This window comes from Thermomonas sp. (assembly GCF_025993755.1).
Taxonomy (GTDB): Bacteria; Pseudomonadota; Gammaproteobacteria; order Xanthomonadales; family Xanthomonadaceae; genus Thermomonas.
Window position 1 is genome coordinate 17,975 of sequence record NZ_JAMQHN010000089.1, and the last position, 21,005, is coordinate 38,979.

The window sequence follows — 21,005 nt, forward strand, 5'->3', positions numbered from 1 at the left end:
TCAATGCAGACGGCGGTCGGCGGGCGGCGCCAGACTGCGGTCCGCGTGCAGCAGCAGCACCGCGACCCGCAGGTATTCTTCGATCTCGGCCAGCGCTTCCTCATCCTCGCCGTCGCCTTCGTCGTCCATCTGCGCGGCGGCCAGATTGCCAAGATCGCGCAGCGCTTCCTGGCCTTCCTCCGACAGCGCCCGTCCGTCCGGAACCAGACCGAATCCACCCAGGAAACCGCGACACCAGGCGAACACCGCTTCGGCGCGTGCGCTCACGCCGTCGCCATCGGGCAGCAGCAGCTGGAAGCCGAACTGCGGATCGTCGAGTTGCGCAAGGCTGGCCGCGTGCATCCGATCCAGCGCATCCGCGTCCTTCGGCAGCGCCAACCCGGGATCGACCATCACCTGCCGCAGCCAGTCCGGCGCGTCGGTGGCCCCTCCTGCCAACCAGCCGCACAGCGCGCCATGCAGCTCTGCAGGCGAGCAGGCGAGCGCATCCCGGTCGATGGCCGCAGCCACCTCGGACCAGCCCGGCAAGGCGAAATCAGGCACGATGGAACCCTCGCCATCGGAAAGCCGGAAGTTTAGCAACCGCGGCCGTTCGCTTGTTGCCCATGCGCCACTGCCACTAAACTCGGCCACAGTCTCGCCGCGAAACCCCATCCCGTCTGTCGGCACATCCGGCAGCCCGCACCGCTGGCCGATCCCGCCTGGATTTGAACACGCCCATCGACTCGCCTCTGATCCTGCTGCTGTCGGTGCTGGTGCTGGCGCTGGCCGGGCTTGCCTTGGTCAGCTATCGGCGGCGCGAGCGCGACCACCGGAGCTTCCGGCAGGAACTCGAAGCACGCGAACAGCAGCTGCGGCTCGCGCTCTGGGCGTCCGGCGAGCTCTATTGGCAGTACGACATGCGCACCCAGCACCTGGAACGGATTCGGATCGTGGCCGATGCCGACAACGACCTGGCCGTGCGCCTCGACCAGGACCGCGACACCCAGATCCATCCCGACGACCTGCCGCGCGTGCTCGACGCGCTGCGCGCCCATCTGCGCGACGACACGGCGATGCTGCAGACGGAACTGCGCTTCCGCGGCGAGGGCGACGACTGGGCATGGATGCGCGCGCACGGTCGCACGATCCAGCGCGACGCCGACGGCCGCGCCACCCTGGTCGCCGGCACGGCCCGCAACATCGACGCCCTGCGCGAACTGGAAGGACAGAACGAGATCGCCATCGAGGTCATGCGCAACATGGCCGAATCGGTGTGCGTGCTGGATTCCGATTTCATGTTCGTCGCGGTCAACCTGGCCTTCAGCCGGATGAGCGGGTATGAAGAACAGGAAGTGATCGGCAAGGACGCGTCCCTGCTCAACGGCCGGCAGCACGAACCGGAATTCCATGCCGCCGCGCGCGAAGCGATGCGCAGCCAGGACCACTGGACCGGGGAGATGTGGCAGCGGCGCAAGGACGGCGTCGATTTCCTGTGCGCGATGCAGTGCACGACCATCGAAGACCCGCAGACGCACCAGCGCCGATACGTGATCGTCGCCAGCGACATCACCGAACGGCGGCGGCTCGAACACGAGCTGCGGTTCCTCGCCAACTTCGACCCGCTGACCAACCTGCCGAACCGGGCCCAACTGTCGGACCGGCTGGAACGGGCGATCACGCAGGCCCGCCAATGCGATGCCAGGATCGGCTTGCTATTCCTCGACCTCGACAATTTCAAGGACGTCAACGATACCCTTGGCCACGCGATCGGCGACCGCGTGTTGCGCGCCGCCGCCCGACGGTTGCTGGAGGCGGTCGGCCCCGAGCACACGGTGGCGCGGATCGGCGGCGACGAATTCACCATCCTGCTCGAGAACATCAATACGGTGGAAGACGCGGATCGGTACGCGCAGCGCATCATCGAGGCATTCGAAACCCCGCTGCTCCCGGACGAACGCTACGAGTTCACCATCTCGCCCTCGGTCGGCATCAGCCTGTTTCCCGACCACGCGCAGACGGCAAGCGATCTGCTCAAGCACGCCGATACCGCGATGTACCAGGCCAAGGCCACCGGCAAGCGTACCTTCGTGCGCTACGCCGAAGCGATGGACAACGACATCCGCCAACGCGCCAACCTCATCACCGCGCTGCGCCGCGTGCTCGAGCGCGACGAACTGCAGCTGGTCTACCAGCCGCAGGTGAATCTCCGGAATGGCCGGATCGGCAGCGTGGAAGCCCTGCTGCGCTGGAACAGCCCGGAGTTCGGGCTGATCCTGCCCGGCCAGTTCATCCCGCTGGCGGAAGAAAGCGGCCTGATCGTTCCGATCGGCGAGTGGGTGCTCGCCGAAGCCTGCCGCACGCTGGCGGCATGGCGGCGCGCCGGCATCGATCCGCGCCTGGTGATGGCCATCAACGTCTCCGCCCTGCAGCTGCTACGCAGCGATCTGGCCGGCAGCGTCCAGCGTGCGCTGGTGGGCAACGACCTTCCCGCCAGCGTTCTCGAACTGGAACTGACGGAAAGCGTCCTGATGAGCAATGCCGAACTGGCCCGCGAGCGCCTGCGCGCCTTCCGGCGCATGGGCATCTCCATCGCGGTCGACGATTTCGGCACCGGCTATTCTTCGCTGGCCTACCTGCACCGGCTGCCGATCAACACCCTGAAGATCGACAAGGCGTTCATCGACGGGCTGGCCTCGAACGAGGACAGCGAAGACACCACCATCACCACGACGATCATCGCGATGGCGCGCACCCTCGGCCTGCAGGTCGTGGCCGAAGGCGTGGAGACGCCCGAACAGCTCGCCTTCCTCGAACAGCACGCCTGCGATCTCGCCCAGGGCTTCTGGATCTCGCGCCCGCTCCCGGCGGAGGCCTGCCTGCGCTTTCTGCGCGGCGATCCGGTGCCGGCGCCGGTCGACATCGGTCCGCTTGACCCCGACCCCACCCCTGCCTAAGGTGCGCCCATGGACGCTCGCAACCTCGACACCGAATTGCACAAGCTGCTGGCGCGGCTTGAACTGATGGCCGGGCGCATGCGCCGCCTGCAGGAGGAAAACCGCGGGCTGCGCGCCCAGATCGAGCAGATGGGCAGCGAGCGCGCCCAGTTGATCGCGCGGCAGGAGCAGGCCCGCAGCCGGGTCGAGGCGATGATCGGCCGGCTCAAGTCGCTGGAGCAGCACACATGAGCGAACCGGTCAGCGTCCGCATCCTGGATCGCGAATACACCTTCGGCGCCAGCGACGCCGAGCGTGCCGGCCTGATCGCCGCGGCGCGCATGCTCGACACCCGCATGCGCGAACTTCGCGGCGGCGACAAACTGGTGGCCCCCGACCGCCTCGCGGTGCTGGCGGCGCTCAACTTCGCCCACGAACTGCAGCAGGCCCGCAGCGGCCCGGATGCAAGCACCGGCGGCGCCTTCGCCCTGATCGACGAAGCCAACCGCAAGCTCGACGCGCTGCTGGCACAGGCCGACTGAACGCAGCCCATGCGCCGCACGGCGGAGACCCGCGCCACTCCGTCCGCGGTGGGGTATATTGGTCTCGCCCTCTGCCGTGTGCGACGGCGTGCGCAACATTTGCCTTGTCCCTAGATGACGACCACGGGGATGCAACGGTTGCCGGGAGTGCAGGTCCGCCCGCGAGCGGAAAGCCCGAAGGCCGCCGCGCTTCCCCACTTGAACCGCAGGTTCAAGGTCGTTACGCACGCATCGGCACGGTGGAGGCATTTTCTTTCTTCCCCCATCTGGACGCGCACCGCGTGAACCCGCCCCCCGACCGTGCGTCGCTGCGTGCCGCGCTGCGCGAGCGCCGCCGCGCCCTGGGCGCCGCGCAGCGCATCGTTGCCGCCGAGGCGCTGGCCGACCGGCTTCTGGCGCTGCCGTTCTTCCCGCGCAGCGGCTGCGTGGCCGGCTACTGGGCGGTGGACGGAGAAATCGGCCTGCACGCTTTCCAGCTGCGGCTGCCGGCCGGCATCCGCTACTGCCTGCCGGTGCTGCATCCGGACGGCCGCCTGCGCTTCGCGCCGTGGCGCACCGGTGCGCCGCTGGTCGAAAACCGCTACGGAATTCCCGAGCCCGACGTCGCACCGGGGGACACGCTCGCCGCCGCAGAGATGGCCCTGCTGGTGGTGCCCCTGACCGGCTTCGACGCAGACGGCAACCGATTGGGAATGGGCGGCGGCTGGTACGACCGCAGCCTCGCCTTCCGCCGCACGCAGGCCCCGCCGCCCTGGCTGGTCGGCGCCGCGTTCGCCACCCAGCGCACCGAGACCGTGCCGACGGAAGCCTGGGACGTGCGGCTGGACGCCATCTGCAGCGAAACCGGCACCTGGCTCGCCGGAGACGCCACATGAGCCCACGCCAACGCCACTGGATGATGAAATCCGAACCGGACGCCTTCTCGATCGACGACCTGGCGCGCGTCGGCACCGAGCCATGGAACGGCGTGCGCAACTACCAAGCGCGCAACTTCATGCGCGACGGCATGCGCGTCGGCGACGGCGTGCTGATCTACCACTCCAACTGCGCGATTCCCGGCATCGCCGGGATCTCCCGCGTGGCCAGCGAGCCCTATCCCGACGAAACCCAGTTCGATCCGGAATCCCATTACCACGACCCCAAGGCCACGCGCGAACAGCCGCGCTGGTTCCTGGTCGACGTCGCCTTCGAGCGCAAGCTGCGGCGCTTGATCCCGCTGTCCGAAATCCGCGAGCACGCCGAGGAGCTTGGCGAAGGCTTCGCCCTGACCGCCCGCGGCAACCGGTTGTCGGTATTTCCCGTCACCGCCCACCAGTGGCGGCTTCTGCTCTCCCTCGAATGACCACGGCACCGAACCTCATGAGCGAATCCAAACGCCTCGCCGCGCAAAAAGCCCTCGACTACCTCGAAGACGACATGATCGTCGGGGTCGGAACCGGCTCCACGGTGGCCTATTTCATCGACGCGCTGGCGGCGTGGAAGCACCGCATCCGCGGCGCCGTCTCCAGCTCCGAACAGAGCAGCGCGCGGCTGAAGGCCAACGGCATCGAGGTGCTCGACCTCAACGTCTCCGGGCCGTTGTTGCTGTACGTGGACGGCGCCGACGAATGCGACCCGCACAAGCGCCTGATCAAGGGCGGCGGCGGCGCGCTGACCCGCGAGAAGATCATCGCCCAGGCCAGCGAGCGCTTCGTGTGCATCATCGACGCCAGCAAGCAGGTGCCGATCCTCGGCAATTTCCCTCTGCCGGTCGAAGTCATCCCGATGGCGCGCAGCCTGGTCGCCCGCGCGATCCTTGCCGCCACCGGCGGCCAGCCGGTCTGGCGCGAAGGCGTGGTGACGGACAACGGCAACTGGATCCTCGACATCCACAACCTGCGGATCGTCGATCCGGTCAAGCTGGAAACCGAGCTCAACCAGATTCCCGGCGTGGTCAGCGTCGGCCTGTTCGCCCGCCGCCCGGCCGACATCGTGATCGTGGGCGGCGAGCCGGTGCGGGTGCTGTAAAACGGCATCGATGTCGCCGTTCCCGGACGGCTACCGGTCGGCGACCCTGGCCTGCCGCGGCAGCACGAAAGACAGCCAGACCAGCCCCAGCACGGCCGACACCAGCGAGCCGCCGAGCACGCCCAGCACGCTTTCGGTGTAATCGAGCGGCAGCCGCGCGTAGGCCAGCCCGGCGACGAACAGGCTCATGGTGAAGCCGATGCCGCACAGCAGACCCAGCCCCAGCATCGCGCGCAGGTCCATGCCGTCGGGGAAGCGCGCGATCCGGAAGGCGCGCAGCAGCACCGCGGCGCCGACGATGCCGATCGGTTTGCCGAGAATCAGGCCCAGCGCGATGCCTGCCGGCAGCGCCGCAGCGAGGTCGTCCATGCGGATCCCGCCCAGCGCCAGCCCGGCGTTGAGGAAGGCGAACAGCGGCAGGACGCCCCAGGCCACCCACGGATGCAGCGCGTGTTCCAGCGTTTCCAGCGGCGAATGCTCGACGGCATCGTCAACGGCATTGTGCCGGTCGACGTGCGGAATCATCATTCCGGTGACGACCCCGGCCAGCGTGGCGTGCACGCCCGAGCGCAGCACCAGCGCCCACAGCAGCAGCCCCAGCAGCAGGTAGGGCGTCAGCGCACGGACTTTCTTCCGGTTCAAAACGAACATCAGCAGCGCCACGCCCAGCGCCGCCAGCAGCATTCCGGCGCGCAGGTCGTTCGAATAGAACACCGCGATGATGACGATGGCGATCAGGTCGTCGGCCACGGCAATCGTCGAAAGCATCACCTTCATGCCCAGCGGCACGCGGCTCCCGAACAGCGCCAGCACGCCAAGGCTGAAGGCGATGTCGGTCGCGGTCGGCACCGCCCAGCCGCGCAGGCTGTCGGCGTTGCCGTGGTTGAACGCGTAGAAGATCAGCGCTGGTGCGGCCACGCCGGCACAGGCGCAAACCACCGGCTGCAGCAACTGGGCGCGACTGGAGAGTTGTCCGGAAACCACTTCGCGCTTGATCTCCAGCGACACCAGCAGGAAGAACACCGCCATCAGGGCATCGTTGGTCCACCAGTGCAGCGAGTGCGCCCAGGCGCCCTCGCCCAGCGGCGCGTCGCGCACCAGCGCATACCAGCCCGCCAGCGGCGAGTTGGCGCAAACCAGCGCCAGGGCAGCCGTCAGGACCAGCGCCATGCCGGCGGAGGATTCGAGGCGGAAGAACTCGCCCAGCGCGTGCTGCGCGCGCGCCAGGACGGTCGGAAAGATATTCATCGCACCCATATTATACGGACGCGCCTCGATGTTCCGGGAAGCGATGTCCCGAATCGGCCGGACGTCGCCAGAACGAACCGAGGCAACGCCGGCTGCATCGGCGTCGCCGGGTCGGGTCCTGCGCCGGATTCGGCGTTTCCTAGGCCTCCGGGTTGAAGTGCCGCTTCAGCCCCATCCACACGTCCGGATAGTCCATCTGCCGGTGCGCGGCTTCCAGCGCCTGCGCCGCCGGCCGGATCACGCCGCGGGTCTCGAACATGATCGCCATGGTGTCGGTGACATAGTCCGGCTTGCTGGTGTCGACCGCGCTGGCCTTCTCGAAGGTCGCCGCGTCCGGCCCGTGCCCGGTCATGCAGTTGTGCAGCGAGCAGCCGCCCGGCACGAAGCCCTCGGCCTTGGCGTCGTAGATGCCGTGCACCAGCCCCATGAATTCGCTGGCGACGTTGCGGTGGAACCACGCCGGGCGGAAGGTGTCCTGCATGGCGAGGATGCGCGGCGGGAAGATCGCGAAATCGACGTTGCTGGTCCCGGGCGTGTCGCTGGGCGAATGTATCACCAGGAAGATCGACGGGTCGGGATGGTCGAAGCTGATCGAGCCGATCACGTTGAAGCGGCGCAGGTCGTACTTGTACGGCGCGTAGTTGCCGTGCCAGCCCACCACGTCCAGCGGCGAATGGGCGATCGACGCGCGCCAGCAATGGCCCTGGAACTTGGCGATCAGCTCGAAGTCGCCGTCGACGTCCTCGAACGCCGCATTGGGGGTGAGGAAGTCGCGGGTGTTGGCCAGCCCGTTGCTGCCGATCGGCCCGAGGTCGGGCAGGCGCAGCAGGGCGCCGAAGTTCTCGCAGACGTAGCCGCGCGCCTGCCCGTCCGGCAGCGCCACGCGGAAGCGCACGCCGCGCGGGATCACCGCGATTTCCTGCGGCGCGACGTCGACCACGCCCAGCTCGGTTTCGATGTGCAGCCGTCCCAGCTGCGGCACGATGAGCAGTTCGCCGTCGGCGTCATAGAAGAAGCGCCCCTGCATGTCGCGGTTGGCCGCGTACAGGTGGACGCCGACGCCGGTGCCGGCTTCCGGGCTGCCGTTGCCGCCCATGGTGAACAGGCCCTCGATGAAATCGGCCGGCGCGCTCGGCAGCGGCAGCGCGCCCCAGCGCAGTTTCTCGGGGGTGGCGCGGCCGCTGAAATCGTTGTGGAAGGCCGGAGTGTCGAACGCTTCGAAGCGCCCGTGCACGGCGCCCGGACGGATCCGGTACAGCCAGGCGTGACGGTTGGCGTGGCGTGGCGCGGTGAACGCGGTGCCGGTCAGCTGCTCGGCGTACAGGCCGTGCGCCACCTTCTGCGGGGAATTGCGGCCCTGCGGCACGGTGCCGGGGACCGCCTCGGTTTCAAACCAGTTGCCGAAACCGCTCTGGTAGCCGGTGCTTTGGATGCTCATGCTCTGGGCCATTCGTGATGGGCCTGTCGAACCATGAACGGCCGCCCGCCCTTCGACAGGTCAGGACGAACGACCCGTTCCCTTACAGCACGCCGCGCTTCATCTGGTCGCGCTCGATGCTCTCGAATAGAGCCTGGAAGTTGCCTTCGCCGAAGCCCTCGTTGCCCTTGCGCTGGATGATCTCGAAGAAGATCGGGCCGAATGCGTTCTGGGTGAAGATCTGCAGCAGCTTGCGCTTGTGGGTCTCGGGGTCGGCGTCGATCAGGATCGAGTTCCGGCGCAGGCGCGGCACGTCCTCGCCGTTGTCGGGCACGCGGATGTCGACCACGTCGTAATAGGTGTCCGGCGTGTCGAGGAAGGCGACCCCGGCGGCGTGCATCGATTCCACGGTCGAATAGATGTCGTTGGTGAACAGCGCGATGTGCTGGATGCCCTCGCCGTGGTAGTCGCGCAGGTACTCGTTGATCTGCGACTTCTCGTCCGAAGACTCGTTCAGGGGGATTCGCACGATCCCGTCCGGCGCGGTCATCGCCTTGGACAGCAGGCCGGTCTTGGCGCCCTTGATGTCGAAGTAGCGGATCTCGCGGAAGTTGAACAGCTTTTCGTAGTATTCCGACCACTTGTCCATGTTGCCGAGGAACAGGTTGTGGGTCAGATGGTCGATGAAGGTCAGCCCGAAGCCCTTGGGCCGGGTGTCGACGCCGTCGAACGGAACGAAATCGCCGTACAGGTTCGCGTTGTCGGCATCGACGAGATACAGCATGCAATCGCCGATGCCCTTGATGACCGGCGCATCGACCGCCTTGCTGTCGGCGCGGAATTCCACCGTCTCGCCGCCGTTGGCCAGCACGTGGGCCAGCACCTCGGCCGAGGGCTTCCTGAAATTGATCGCGAACCCGCAGGCCGACTGCCCGTGCCGTTCGGCGAAATCGGAGGCGAACGAGTTCTCGGTCTCGTTGAGCAGGAAATTGATGTCGCCCTGGCGGAACAGGGTGATGGCGCGATCCTTGTGGCGGGCGATGGCGGCAAAGCCCATGCTTTCCAGATAGGCCGTCATCGACGCCGCCGCACCCTTGGGCGCGGCGAATTCGACGAATTCGAAGCCGTCGATGCCCATCGGGTTGTCGAAGGTGGTGGGGGTCATCCCGAGGCTGAAATCGGCGGCGGTGCGCTGCACGGACATGGCGGGCTCCTGGCTGGATTGTCGCTTGGCCTGCCTTTATAGTTTCATATGAAACCAATTTCAAGGCGCGCCGCAGCATGGCCACGAGCACGAACGCGAGGGCGAACGGCAAGCACGCAGGCCCCGGCCCAGCCGTCATCGACGACGTGCTGGTCCTGGAAAACTTCCTGCCTTACCGGCTCAGCGTGCTCGCCAACCGCGCCTCGGACGCACTGGCGCGCGAATACTCGCAGCGGTTCGATCTGGGCGTCACCGAATGGCGGGTGATGGCGGTGCTCGGCCACCACCCCGGCCTGTCGGCCAACGCGGTGGCGCGGCGCACGGCGATGGACAAGGTGGCGGTCAGCCGCGCGGTCAATCGCCTGCTGGCGTCCGGACGACTCCAGCGCCGGATCGACCCGGACGATCGGCGGCGCTCGCTGCTGCGCCTGTCCCGGGCCGGACGCGCGGTCTATGCCCAGGTGGTGCGGATCGCGCTGGACTTCGAACGCGAACTGCTGGCCGGCGTGCCGACCGCCGAGCGCACGCAACTGTTCCATTTGCTCGACCGGCTCGACGCCCTGGAACTGCGCGTCGAACAGGCAACGCCCTAGCCTCGGTCGCGCCGCACCTCAATAGCGGTCGTTGAAGGCGAAGATCGGCGATCGCTCCTTCCACTTGCCCTCGGTGAAGTCTGGGAAATCGAGGGTCCGGTAGCCTTCGGCGATCGACTGTTCCGACAGCGTCGTGATCGCGCTCCACGCCACCGCATCGTAGATGTCGATCGGCATCGGGTCGCCCGCCTTGAGCGCCTCGATGAAGGCGTGCACCACGAACCAGTCCATGCCGCCGTGGCCGGCGCCGGCCGCCTTGTCGGCGTACTTGCGCCACAGCGGGTGGTCGAATTCGTCGTAATACTTCTGCGCATCCTCCCAGCGATGGCGGGGGCTGCGGCCTTCGACATGCACCGACTTGTTGACGTCCATCCACAGCCCGTCGGTGCCCTGCACGCGGAAGCCCAGCGAGTACGGCCGTGGCAGGCTCACGTCGTGCTGCAGCAGGATGGTTTCGCCGTTCTCGCAGCGCAAGGTGGTGGTGACCAGATCGCCGAGCCTGAAGACGACCTTGGCGTTGGGATGGTTCGGCCCGCCCTCGAGGCGCTCCAGGATGTAATCGTGCAGACCGCGCGCCTTGCTGGCGAAGGCGTTGATATGGGTGAAGCGGTTGCCGCGGTGGATGCCCGCGTACATCGCGCAGGGGCCGATGCCGTGGCTGGGGTAGAGATCGCCGTTGCGCTCCACCGCGTGCCGGGTGCGCCACTGCGCCTCGGAAAACGCCTTCGGCCCGAACTCCACGCCGCTGTCGTAGGGCTGCTTCGGGTCGCCGTTGTTGAACATCACCCCGCGCAGGTCGTGCTGGTAGCCGCCCTGCAGGTGGATCAGTTCGCCGAACAGGCCCTGGCGCACCATCTGCAGAACGGCCAGCACGTCGCGGCGGTAGCAGACGTTCTCCATCAGCATGTACGGCGTGCCGGTGCGCTGCTGCGTGCGCAGGACGTCCCAGTGGTCCGGCAGGGTGATGCCGGCCACCACCTCGCAGGCGACCGCGATCTTTGCCTCCATCGCCGCGATGGCCTGCGGCGCGTGCCATTCCCACGGGGTGACAATGAACACCGCATCGAGGTCGGTGCGCGCCAGCAGCTTGCGCCAGGCGTTGACATCGCCGTTGCCGCCGTAGGTCTTGGGCTTGCGCCGGCCGGCCTTGTCGATGATCGCCAGCGCCATGTCCAGCATCACCTGCTGGGTGTCGCAGATCGCCACCAGGTCGACGTCGTCGCGGCTGAGGATCGGCCCGAGCTGCGACTGCCCGCGCAGGCCGGTGCCGATCATCGCCACCCGCAGCCGGGAGCGCGGCGCGGCGAACGCGGGGGTGAGCGAGGCGGCAGCGCCGGCGACGCTGGCGGCGGCGGTGGAAAGCAGGAATTCGCGGCGGCGAATGGCACTCCTCTCTGTTCGAAAACGGTATCGTCCCGGATGATCCCCCCACCGGCCGGAAAAGGAAACGGCGGCCTCAGCCGCCGTTTCCGGATGCCTCTCGCGGTTGCAATCGGGCCTACTTCACGCCGTGCATCAACTTCTGGATCAGCGGCGCGATCAGGAACAACAGCACACCTGCTCCGATCAGGACCCAGAATCCGAAGGTGTAGCCGGAATGCGCCGAAGCGACGGTCATGCCGCCTTCGCCGCTGATCACGCCAGCGAAGATGCCGGACAGATTGTTGCCGATCGCCGTGGACAGGAACCAGCCGCCCATGCCGAAACCGACCAGCCGCACCGGCGCCAGCTTGGTCACCATCGACAGTCCGATCGGCGACAGGCACAACTCGCCCACCGATTGGATCACGTAGACCATGAACAAGGTCCAGAACGGGATCTTCATCGTCTGCGGATCGACCATGCTCGACAGTGCCACCATCAGCAGCAGGAAGGCCAGGCCGTTGAAGATGATGCCCAATCCGAACTTGCGCGGGATCGACGGATTGGCGCGGCCCAAACGCACCCAGATCCAGGCGATGACCGGAGCCAGCGAGATGATGGCCAGCGAGTTCACCGACTGGAACCAGCCCACCGGGAAGGTCCAGCCGCCGAAATCGCGCTGCACGATGTTCTGGGCCAGAAAGTTGAACGAACTGCCAGCCTGCTCGAAGAACATCCAGAACAGCACGTTGAAGGCGAAGATGATCAACATCGCCAACGCCTTGTCGCGTGCGACCGCACCATCCTGGAACCCTTCGCGCAGGATCAGCACGCACAGCGCCAGGAACAGAACGCCGAGAATCCATGCCAGCAGGCTGGCCTCGATGGTCAGCAGGAAAAAGATCAACGGAATCGCCACCACCACGCCCACCGCCACCATCAGCGGCTTGGCGAGCCCTTCGCTGCCAGCGATCGGCTTGCCGATGCCCTGCAGCCGCGCACGACCAAACCAGAACCAGATCAGGCTGATCAGCATGCCGAGGCCCGAGGCGATGAACACGGCTTTGTACGCCGGCATCGCGGAGGAGCCGCCGAACATGTGCTCGGCCAGATAGCCGGTCAGGATCGGCGCGATGAAGGCGCCTGCGTTGATGCCCATGTAAAACAGGGTGAACCCGGAATCGCGGCGCTCGTCACCCGGCGCGTAAAGCTGTCCCACCATCGTTGAGATGTTCGGCTTGAACAGGCCGTTGCCGGCGATGATCGTGGCCAGACCGATGCGAAACACGGTCTCGTTCGGAACCACGACCATGAACAAGCCCACGGCCATGACCACCGCGCCGATCAGGATTGAGCGCTGGTAGCCGATCACCCGGTCGGCCACATAGCCGCCAAAAAGCGCGGCCGCGTACACCAACGCCAGATACGCGCCATAAAGCCGGCTGGCATGCGCCTCGCCGGAACTGTCGCCACCGAAGAATTCCGCAACGATGTAGAGCGCCAGCGCCCAGCGCATGCCGTAGAAGGCGAAGCGTTCCCAGAACTCGGTCATGAACAGCATCCACAGCGGACGCGGATGGCCCATGACCTGCTTGAATTCCGGCAACTGCGCCGGCGTGTTTGGCGCGGCTGCGCTCATGCGTTTCTCCCCTCGAAAACTGCGGTGGATTGGCGACGCGCGGGCGGTGTCCGATCCCGACGCAACCGCCGAAGCATCACCGAACGGTGCGGGCAACGTCAACGCCACGCATTCAGGCGTGTGGCCTGTGGTCGGAATTCCCGCACCGCAGCGCTCCGCACGCCAGCGTATTGCGGCAGTGCAGCAAAGAGCGGATGCCGGCCAGCGGCTACAATAGAAGGATTGCTCCAATCGGACGGATGCCCATGGCCATCGCCGCCAGTTTCGAAATCGAATACCTGCAATACCTCAATCCCGACGGCAAGCTCGTCGGCAAGCTGCCGCCGGCGGTGAAGGACGCCAAGGCGCTGGTGCCGATCTTCAAGCAGATGCTGTTCCTGCGCACCTTCGACGGCAAGGCCATCGCCCTGCAGCGCACCGGCAAGCTCGGCACCTACGCCGCCGCGCTCGGCCACGAGGCCACCCACGTCGGCATCGGCGTGGCGATGCGCCCCGAGGACGTGTTCGCGCCCAGCTATCGCGAATACGGCGCGCAGTTCGCGCGCGGGGTGAAACCGCGCGATGTGCTGATGTACTGGGGCGGCGACGAGCGCGGCAACGATTACGAAGTCCCCAGGAACGACTATCCGTGGTGCGTACCGATCTCCACCCAGATGCTGATGGCGTCGGGCGCGGCGCTGTCGTTCAAGCTGCGCAGGCAGAAGCGCGTGGCGGTGGCGGTGTGCGGCGACGGCGGCAGCTCGAAGACCGATTTCTACGCCGCGATCAACACCGCCGGCGCCTACACCTCGCCGCTGGTGCTGTGCGTGGTCAACAACGGCTGGGCGATCAGCGTGCCGCGCAAGGCCCAGACCGGCGCCGAGACGCTGGCGCAGAAGGGTCTGGCCGGCGGGCTGTACTGCCTGCAGGTGGACGGCAACGACCTGATCGCGGTGCTGGAGGCGATGCGCCGCGCCACCGAGCGCGCGCGCAAGGGCGAAGGCGGCAGCGTGATCGAGTTCATGACCTACCGCCTGCACGACCACACCACCGCCGACGACGCCCGCCGCTACCGCGGCGAGGACGAGGTCAAGGCGGCGTGGCTGAAGGAACCCTTCATCCGCCTGCGCAAGTACCTGACCGCGCAGAAGCTGTGGGACGAAAAGAAGGAAAAGGCCTGGATCGAGGAGTGCACGAAGAAGGTGGACGAGGAAATCAACGCCTATCTGAACACGCCGGTGCAGCCGGTCGAAGCCATGTTCGACTATCTGTACGCCGAGCTGCCCGAGGACCTGCGGGGCCAGCGGGCGGAAGCGCTGGCGCGGGAGGGTCGGGCATGAGCGCGCAACCCATCACCCTGATCGAGGCGATCACCCAGGCGCTGGCCTACGAGCTGCGCAGCGACGAGCGCGTGGTCGTGCTCGGCGAGGACGTCGGCGTCAACGGCGGCGTGTTCCGCGCCACCGCCGGGCTGTCGGAAAAATTCGGCCCCGAACGCATCCTCGACACCCCGCTGGACGAAACCAGCATCGCCGGCCTGTCCGTCGGCATGGCCTCGCAGGGCATGCGCCCGGTGGCCGAAGCGCAGTTCGACGGCTTCGTCTATCCGATGGTCGATTTCATGATCAGCCACGCCGCCCGCATGCGCTACCGCACCCGCGGCCGGCTGACCTGCCCGATGGTGCTGCGGGTGCCGTGGGGCGGCGGTATCCGCGCGCCGGAACATCACAGCGAGGCCAACGAGGCGATCTTCACCAACGTCCCCGGCCTGCGCGTGGTGATGCCCTCCAGCCCGCAGCGCGCCTACGGCCTGCTGCTGGCGGCGATCCGCGACCCGGATCCGGTCATCTACATGGAGCCCAAGCGCATCTACCGGCAGTACAAGGAGCTGGTGCCCGACGACGGCGAGGCGCTGCCGCTGGACGTGTGCTACGTGCTGCGCGACGGCAGCGACATCACGCTCGTCACCTGGGGCGCACAGGTCAAGGAAACCCTGGAAGCGGCCGACGCGCTGGCGAAGGAAGGCATCAGCGCCGAGGTGATCGATGTCGCCACGCTCACGCCGCTGGACTTCCCGACCATCGCCGAATCGGTGGCCAAGACCCACCGCTGCGTGATCGTCCACGAAGCGCCGCGCACGGCGGGCTTCGGCGGCGAAATCGCCGCCCGGATCGCCCACGAATGCCTGTTCGACCTGCTCGCCCCGGTCGAGCGCGTCACCGGCTACGACACCCACATCCCGCTGTTCCGCCTCGAAATGAAGTACCTGCCGAGCGTGGACAAGATCGTCGCCGCCGCAAGGCGCGCGATGGCCTATTCGTAAGGACGCCCCATGAGCAAGAAATTCCTCCTCCCCGACCTCGGCGAAGGTCTGCCCGACGCCACCATCGTCGAGTGGCACGTCAAGGTCGGCGACACGATCCGCCTCGACGAGAACCTGGTCTCGATGGAAACCGCCAAGGCGGTGGTGGACGTGCCCTCGCCGGTGTCCGGCAAGGTACTCAAGCTGGCCGGCGGCCCGGGCGACGTGATCGTCACCGGCAAGCTGCTGGCCGAGTTCGAGATCGATCCCAGCCTGCCGCAGCGCGCCGAAGGCCAGGATACCGGGCACCATCACGGCGCCGCGCACGACGAGCCCGAACCGGATCCCACTCCCGCGCCGACGCCTGCCGCCAAGCCGGCCTCCGGCGAGCGCGAAGACGCCGGCACCGTGGTCGGCGCGATGCAGGTCGGCAATGCGGTGGTCAGCGAATCCGCAGTTGCCGTGGGCGGCGTGAAAGCCGTTCCCGCCGTGCGCGCGATGGCGCGCAAGCTCGGCGTGGACCTGGCGCGCGTGCGCGCCAGCGGACCGGACGGCACGGTGACGATGAACGACGTCAAGCAGGCGGCCGCGAATCCCGCATCGATGGCGGCACCGGCCGCCGCGCCGGCCGCTGCCGTCGCTCCTGCCGCTGCGGCGTCCGTTGCATCGGCGGCCCGCAGCACGCTCTCGCAATCCGGCAAACCGATGCGCACCCAGCCGCCGACGGTTTCGGTCAGCGGCCAGCCCGAACAGCTCAAGGGCGTGCGCCGCAACATGGCGCGGGTCATGGCCGACGCCCGCGACCGCGTGGTGCAGACCACCATCGTCGACGACGCCGACCTGCATGCCTGGGTGGGCAAACAGGACATCACCGCGCGCACCATCCGCGCGATCGTCGCCGCCTGCAGGGCCGAGCCCTCGCTCAACGCCTGGTTCGACGACGAGAACCTCGCCCTCACCCGCCATCCGCACGTCGATCTCGGCATGGCGGTGGACACGCCGGACGGCCTGTTCGTGCCCGCCCTGCGCAACGCGCATCTGCTCGACGGCGCCGGCCTGCGCGCCGGCATCAACCGCCTGCGCGCGCAGGTCGAGGATCGCTCGATCCCGGCTTCGGAGCTGACCGGCTACACCATCAGCCTGTCCAACTTCGGCATGTTCGCCGGCCGCTACGGCACCGTGGTCGTGGTGCCACCGTGCGTGGCGATCGTCGGAGTCGGCAAGCTCACCCACGACGTGGTCGCGGTGATGGGCGGGGTGGAAGTGCATCGCCGCATGCCGATCTCGCTGACCTTCGACCACCGCTGCATCACCGGCGGCGAAGCGGCGCGCTTCCTCAAGGCTCTGCTCGACGACCTGGCGCGACCGAACTGAATCCGGGGAAAGGTTCAATAAAAAGCCCGCATCGACCGAAGTCTCAGCGGGCCTGCTCCCTCCCCCACGTCGGGACGCGGGGCGATCGTGACTTATGGCCTAGACGCATGCACGCTGCGGCGCAACATCGCACTCAGTCCGGGCGCGGCCGGCGGTGCAGGTCCTTGAGGATCTCGCGGGCCGCGCTGCGTCCCGGCAGGCCGGTGACGCCGCCGCCGGGATGGCTGCCGGAACCGCACAGGTACAGCCCCTTGAACGCGCCGCGGTAGTTGCCCTGGCCGAGCATCGGCCGGGCGGAAAACATCTGGTCCAGCCCCAACGCGCCGTGGAAGATGTCGCCGCCGAGCAGCCCCAATCTGCGCTCCAGGTCGAGCGGCGACAGCGCCTCGTAGCCGAGCACGCTGCGGGCGAAGTTCGGTGCGTAATCGTTGACGGTGTCGATCATCAACCTGGCCACCGCGTCGCGGTGCGCATCCCAGCCGCCGTCGACCTCGGGGTTCACCTGCTGGCAGAACAGGCTGGCAACGTGCCGGCCCTTGGGCGCGAGGCTGTCGTCGAGGGTCGAGGAAATCACCAGCTCGACGATCGGCTCGCGCGCCCAGCCGGGGTTGTGCGCCTTCGATTTGGCGTCGAAAAAGGCCTGCTCGAAATAGCGCAGCGACGGTCCGATCAGGATGCCGCTCTGGTGGTGCGGCTGCAGGTTCGTGCCCGGCGCCGCGGTGAAGTCCGGCAGCTCGGACAGCGCCACGTTCATGCGGAAGGTGCCCGAACCGCAGCGGTAGCGGCCGATGCGCTGCTCGGTGTCCACGTCCAGCTGCCCGGGCGCCAGCAGCCGGGTATAAAGCAGCTTCGGGTTCAAGCTGCTGGCGACGACCCGCGCCCGCAGCTCGCGACCGTCGGCCAGCCGCACGCCCACCGCCTTGCCGTCCTCGACCAGCAATTGCGCGACCTCGGCTTCGGTCTCGATGGTGACCCCGCGCGCCTCGCACTCGGCGCGCATGGCCTGGGTGATCGCCCCCATGCCGCCGATGGCGTGGCCCCAGACGCCCTGCTTGCCGTTGACCTCGCCGAACACGTGGTGCAGCAGCACGTAGGCGCTGCCCGGGGTGTACGGGCTGGCGAAATTGCCGACCACCGAATCCCAGCCCAGCGCCGCCTTCAGCGGCTCGCCCTCGAACCAGGCATCGAGCAGCTCGCCAGCGGACTTGGTGAACAGGTCGAGCAGGTCGCGCCGCCCGCGCATGTCCAGCGCCTCCAGCTGGCGCACCACCGCCAGCGAGCGGATCCAGTCGGCCAGCACGAAACGGTCGGACACGTTCGGCGGCGTGCGCCGCAGCAGCTCGCGCAGCACCACCACCACCCGCTCCAGCATCGCGTAGTACTCCGGCAGCCGCTGGGCGTCGCGCGCCGACCACTTGCCGACTTCCTTCAGCCCGGGCTTGCCGCCGAGCCGGAAGCTGCGCCCGTCGGGCAGCGGCAGGAAGTTGGAATACGGCCGCTCGACGATCCGCAGTCCGTGCTCGTGCAGGCGCAGGTCGGCGATCACCGCCGGATTGAGCAGGCTGACGGTGTAGCTCGCCAGCGAATTGCGGAAACCGGGGTGGAATTCCTCGGTGACGGCCGCGCCGCCCACGATGTGGCGGCGTTCCAGCACCCGCACCTTCAGACCGGCACCGGCCAGGTACGCCGCACAGACGAGGCCGTTGTGGCCGCCGCCGAGGATGAGGGCGTCATCGTTTGTCATTGCCCGTCCGCCGCGTCCAGCGTCACGTTGAAGTGAATGGCAGCCAGTTGCTCCGGGGACTTGCCCAGCCTGCGCAGGAACGGCAGCCAGCGCGGATCGCTCTTGATGGGATCAAACGCGGCATCGGAGGCGATCATCGGCAGCGCCGAATCCTTGTACTCGACCGCCTTGTCCAGCCAGGCAAACGCACTGTCGGCATTGCCCCGCCACGCCTCCACATAGGCGATGTTGTAGGCCGCGTCCCGACCGTACTCGTCGATGATTTCCTTCAAGACCGCATCCGATTTCTCGCGATCGCCAAGCGTATGCCAGGCCATGGCCTCGCCGAACAAACGGAACGGCTCGAACGGTTCCAGCTTCGCCTCGGCCAGCGCCGCCTGCGCATCGCCCTTGCGCAACAGCGCGGTGGCGATGGCGGAATGGGAAATGATCCGCTTCGGTTCCAGCATCAGCCCGGTGCGGCAGGCGTCGATCGCAAGATCCAGCTTACCCGCGCCAAAATAGGCCAGGCACAGGTTGGCATGGACGTTGGACTGCATCGGATCGCGCGACTTCAGGTTTTTCAGGATGTCGACCGCCAGATCGAGCCGGCCCAAAGCCTTCGCCACCTGTCCCGCTTGCCCGAGAGCGTAGATATTGCGCGGTTCAAGCTCCAGCGCGCGCTGCACGTTTCTTGCCGCAAAGACAAGATCGTCGTCGCGGATCATCACGATATTGGACAGCTCGGCATAGGCATCGGCCGAGTTCGGGTCGATTGCCAGCGCCTTGTTGGCGGCCTCCAGCGCCAGCCGGTAGCCCTCCTCCGGCGGCAGTATGCCAAGACCGGCCTGACTGCTGTGAACCACGGCGAGCATGTTCCACGCATCGACGTAGCGCGGATCGATCTCCAGCGCCTGTTTGGCCAGCGCCAATGCCTGCGCATAGCCTTCGCTGGAATGCTGGCGAAAGCTGTTCAGGCTTTGCAGGTACAGCGCGAACGCGCGCGGATCGGTCCGGCGCACTCTCGGCGCCTCTCCGCCCAGCAGCTTGACCTTCAGCTGCGCCACCACCGCCGCGCCGATCTCGTCCTGGATCGCGAAGATGTCGTCCAGCGGTCGATCGTAGGTGTCGTTCCACAGCTGCGTGTCCGAACGCCCGTCGATCAACTGCACGGTGATCCGCACCCGGTTGCCGGCCTTGCGGATCGAGCCGTCGAGGATGTAGCCCACGTCCAGCTTGCGCGCGATGGTCGGGATGTCCTCCTTGCGGTCGCGGAAGGAAAACGCCGACGAACGCGAAATCACCCGCAGTTCCGACACCTTCGCCAGCAGGTTGAGCAGTTCCTCGGCGATCCCGTCCGACAGGTATTGCTGGTCGTGCGCCTGGCTCATGTCGGCGAACGGCAGCACCGCGATCGAACGTTCGCCGAAGGTTTCCTTGATCGCGTCGCTGCGCCCTTCCATGCGCGCTTCCGCCGCCACCGCCGCCTGCCGGTGCGGTGCCAGCACGAACTTGTCGAACGCGAAATACCCGAGCGCCAGCGCCAGCACCAGCATGATCAGGTAGTCGATCTTCCGACTCGACGCCACCGGCATGGCGGCCGCCTGCTCCGTCGTCGGCTCGCGCCGCAGCCCGCCCGGCGTCCACTGGAACACCCAGGCGATCACCAGCGCCGGCACGAAACCAATGACGGCCACCAGAAGGATGGCGCGCCCCAGCCACTCCGGCGCCGACAGCATCGGCAGCACCGTGCCCGCCACCTGCAGCAGCAGCCACGCGCCGGCCAGATACAGCCCCGCCGCGCGAATCACGTTGCGGCGCTTGAGTTCGGCAAGGAAGTGGTTCATGCGCGCTGCGCTCTCCGGGCCGGGACCCCACGTCCGGCATGCGGCGACAGTCTTGCACAGGATTCCCGATGTGTCCGCGCAGCCTGTGTTTCCCGGCGAGGCGCAAGCCTGCCGGGCCAGGCGGCAAGCGGCATCAGGGGCAGGTGGTCACCTGATTCGAACAGGTCCGGGTTGCCCAGCCGCGAAACCGCCGGTCCTCGTAAGAGGCGTCAACCTCGGCCCAATCGTCCTTGCAGGCGTGCAGGCGAACCGCCCAGGAATCCGGGCCCATCATGTTCCCGTCCGGATCGGCGAAGGCGAGATGCGCGACCACGGGCGATTCGAGTGCGGGTTCGCGATGCAGGTTCGCGTCGTTGAGCAACAGGCCGAGATAGCGCCCCGACACCCAACCCTCGCCCTTGAAAAGCACCTTGTCGGGCTTGTCGCCGGCGTAGTCGATCATGACCGCCGCGCTGATGCGGAACCAGCCGTTGTGCGATCCGGTGATCGTCACTTCGGCGGCCTCGTCATAGCCTTCGACGCCACCGGGCGGAGGCAGTCGGCCGATCACGGCGTTGTTGGTGCCGGGACCGGAACGCACGGCCAGGCCGGCGGGATCGCTGTCGGTGGACCAGGCGGAGAGGTTGCAACGGGCGATGTCCGCCGCCGCAGCGGTGGCCGGGGGCGGCGCGCTTCCCGCGATCAGAAGCAGGCCCGCAACCGCAACGACATGCCGCAAGCAACGACGCATTGTCCGGTTCTCCCGTTTCCCGCCCCGCACGCGCCCCGGCATCGCCTGCGCGAGCAGCGCTACGACTCGCAAAACTTCAAGGGACAATACCGCATCCTCGCCCTGGGCGCGACAAGCCGCGCG

The 21,005-nt window shown here is 67.5% G+C and carries 19 protein-coding genes and 1 other RNA gene; 11 read left to right on the top strand and 9 right to left on the bottom strand.

Going from position 1 to position 21,005, the window contains the following annotated elements; all coding sequences use genetic code 11:
- On the bottom strand, positions 1-543 hold the full coding sequence (locus Q0X16_RS06105) for a UPF0149 family protein (protein WP_297831996.1): 543 nt from the start codon (positions 541-543) through the stop codon (positions 1-3).
- Between the two features lie 164 nt (positions 544-707).
- Here Q0X16_RS06105 and Q0X16_RS06110 point away from each other — a divergent pair, with 164 nt between their 5' ends.
- The 7 genes from Q0X16_RS06110 to rpiA all read left to right on the top strand — a co-directional run bounded on the left by Q0X16_RS06110 (position 708) and on the right by rpiA (position 5,464).
- Positions 708-2,936, top strand: a complete 2,229-nt coding sequence (locus Q0X16_RS06110; RefSeq protein ID WP_297831999.1) for an EAL domain-containing protein — start codon at positions 708-710, stop codon at positions 2,934-2,936.
- Between the two features lie 9 nt (positions 2,937-2,945).
- Positions 2,946-3,167, top strand: a complete 222-nt coding sequence (locus Q0X16_RS06115; protein WP_297832003.1) for a TIGR02449 family protein — start codon at positions 2,946-2,948, stop codon at positions 3,165-3,167.
- Positions 3,164-3,457: a cell division protein ZapA gene (locus Q0X16_RS06120; protein ID WP_345780280.1), complete on the top strand. Its 294-nt coding sequence runs from the start codon at positions 3,164-3,166 to the stop codon at positions 3,455-3,457. Before Q0X16_RS06115 ends, Q0X16_RS06120 begins: the two co-directional genes overlap by 4 nt.
- Positions 3,458-3,522: 65 nt before the next feature.
- Positions 3,523-3,706, top strand: a non-coding RNA gene (gene ssrS / locus Q0X16_RS06125) — 6S RNA.
- A gap of 32 nt (positions 3,707-3,738) precedes the next feature.
- The gene (locus tag Q0X16_RS06130; RefSeq protein ID WP_297832005.1) at positions 3,739-4,332 is read left to right on the top strand and encodes a 5-formyltetrahydrofolate cyclo-ligase; all 594 of its coding nucleotides are present in this window, start codon (positions 3,739-3,741) and stop codon (positions 4,330-4,332) included.
- On the top strand, positions 4,329-4,799 hold the full coding sequence (locus tag Q0X16_RS06135; protein ID WP_297832008.1) for an EVE domain-containing protein: 471 nt from the start codon (positions 4,329-4,331) through the stop codon (positions 4,797-4,799). The genes Q0X16_RS06130 and Q0X16_RS06135 overlap by 4 nt, the downstream gene beginning before the upstream one ends.
- 17 nt (positions 4,800-4,816) lie before the next feature.
- A complete protein-coding gene (gene rpiA / locus Q0X16_RS06140) occupies positions 4,817-5,464 on the top strand; it encodes a ribose-5-phosphate isomerase RpiA (RefSeq protein ID WP_297832010.1) in 648 nt (215 codons plus the stop codon).
- A gap of 30 nt (positions 5,465-5,494) precedes the next feature.
- Here rpiA and nhaA read toward each other — a convergent pair whose 3' ends face one another.
- From nhaA to hppD, 3 genes are all read right to left on the bottom strand, one after another.
- The gene (nhaA, locus tag Q0X16_RS06145) at positions 5,495-6,712 is read right to left on the bottom strand and encodes a Na+/H+ antiporter NhaA (protein ID WP_297832012.1); all 1,218 of its coding nucleotides are present in this window, start codon (positions 6,710-6,712) and stop codon (positions 5,495-5,497) included.
- Between the two features lie 139 nt (positions 6,713-6,851).
- Positions 6,852-8,150 (bottom strand): homogentisate 1,2-dioxygenase, encoded by a 1,299-nt coding sequence (gene hmgA / locus Q0X16_RS06150; protein WP_297832015.1) that lies wholly within the window; start codon positions 8,148-8,150, stop codon positions 6,852-6,854.
- An 82-nt stretch (positions 8,151-8,232) separates the two neighbouring features.
- Positions 8,233-9,333 carry a 4-hydroxyphenylpyruvate dioxygenase gene (gene hppD / locus Q0X16_RS06155; RefSeq protein WP_297832018.1) on the bottom strand — a complete coding sequence of 367 codons (1,101 nt, stop codon included), beginning with the start codon at positions 9,331-9,333 and terminating at the stop codon, positions 8,233-8,235.
- A gap of 77 nt (positions 9,334-9,410) precedes the next feature.
- Here hppD and Q0X16_RS06160 point away from each other — a divergent pair, with 77 nt between their 5' ends.
- Positions 9,411-9,926 (top strand): MarR family winged helix-turn-helix transcriptional regulator, encoded by a 516-nt coding sequence (locus tag Q0X16_RS06160; protein ID WP_297832021.1) that lies wholly within the window; start codon positions 9,411-9,413, stop codon positions 9,924-9,926.
- 18 nt (positions 9,927-9,944) lie between these two features.
- Here Q0X16_RS06160 and Q0X16_RS06165 read toward each other — a convergent pair whose 3' ends face one another.
- Together Q0X16_RS06165 and Q0X16_RS06170 are read right to left on the bottom strand one after the other, a co-directional pair.
- Positions 9,945-11,309: a Gfo/Idh/MocA family oxidoreductase gene (locus tag Q0X16_RS06165; protein ID WP_297832093.1), complete on the bottom strand. Its 1,365-nt coding sequence runs from the start codon at positions 11,307-11,309 to the stop codon at positions 9,945-9,947.
- 115 nt (positions 11,310-11,424) lie between these two features.
- The gene (locus Q0X16_RS06170; protein WP_297832024.1) at positions 11,425-12,927 is read right to left on the bottom strand and encodes an oligopeptide:H+ symporter; all 1,503 of its coding nucleotides are present in this window, start codon (positions 12,925-12,927) and stop codon (positions 11,425-11,427) included.
- A 245-nt stretch (positions 12,928-13,172) separates the two neighbouring features.
- Here Q0X16_RS06170 and pdhA point away from each other — a divergent pair, with 245 nt between their 5' ends.
- From pdhA to Q0X16_RS06185, 3 genes are read left to right on the top strand one after another with little or no spacing between them, the layout of a single operon-like run.
- Positions 13,173-14,246, top strand: a complete 1,074-nt coding sequence (gene pdhA, locus Q0X16_RS06175; protein WP_297832027.1) for a pyruvate dehydrogenase (acetyl-transferring) E1 component subunit alpha — start codon at positions 13,173-13,175, stop codon at positions 14,244-14,246.
- The gene (locus Q0X16_RS06180) at positions 14,243-15,229 is read left to right on the top strand and encodes an alpha-ketoacid dehydrogenase subunit beta (RefSeq protein WP_297832030.1); all 987 of its coding nucleotides are present in this window, start codon (positions 14,243-14,245) and stop codon (positions 15,227-15,229) included. The genes pdhA and Q0X16_RS06180 overlap by 4 nt, the downstream gene beginning before the upstream one ends.
- Before the next feature lie 9 nt (positions 15,230-15,238).
- Positions 15,239-16,582: a dihydrolipoamide acetyltransferase family protein gene (locus tag Q0X16_RS06185; RefSeq protein ID WP_297832033.1), complete on the top strand. Its 1,344-nt coding sequence runs from the start codon at positions 15,239-15,241 to the stop codon at positions 16,580-16,582.
- Between the two features lie 133 nt (positions 16,583-16,715).
- Here Q0X16_RS06185 and Q0X16_RS06190 read toward each other — a convergent pair whose 3' ends face one another.
- The 3 genes from Q0X16_RS06190 to Q0X16_RS06200 form a co-directional block, all read right to left on the bottom strand.
- The gene (locus tag Q0X16_RS06190) at positions 16,716-18,326 is read right to left on the bottom strand and encodes an NAD(P)/FAD-dependent oxidoreductase (protein ID WP_297832036.1); all 1,611 of its coding nucleotides are present in this window, start codon (positions 18,324-18,326) and stop codon (positions 16,716-16,718) included.
- Entirely contained in the window at positions 18,323-20,152 is a 1,830-nt protein-coding gene (locus tag Q0X16_RS06195; RefSeq protein ID WP_297832038.1) for a hypothetical protein, read from the bottom strand. Before Q0X16_RS06195 ends, Q0X16_RS06190 begins: the two co-directional genes overlap by 4 nt.
- A 133-nt stretch (positions 20,153-20,285) precedes the next feature.
- Positions 20,286-20,924, bottom strand: coding sequence for an SH3 domain-containing protein (locus tag Q0X16_RS06200; protein WP_297832041.1), 639 nt, complete (start codon positions 20,922-20,924; stop codon positions 20,286-20,288).
- Between the last annotated feature and the right edge of the window lie 81 nt (positions 20,925-21,005).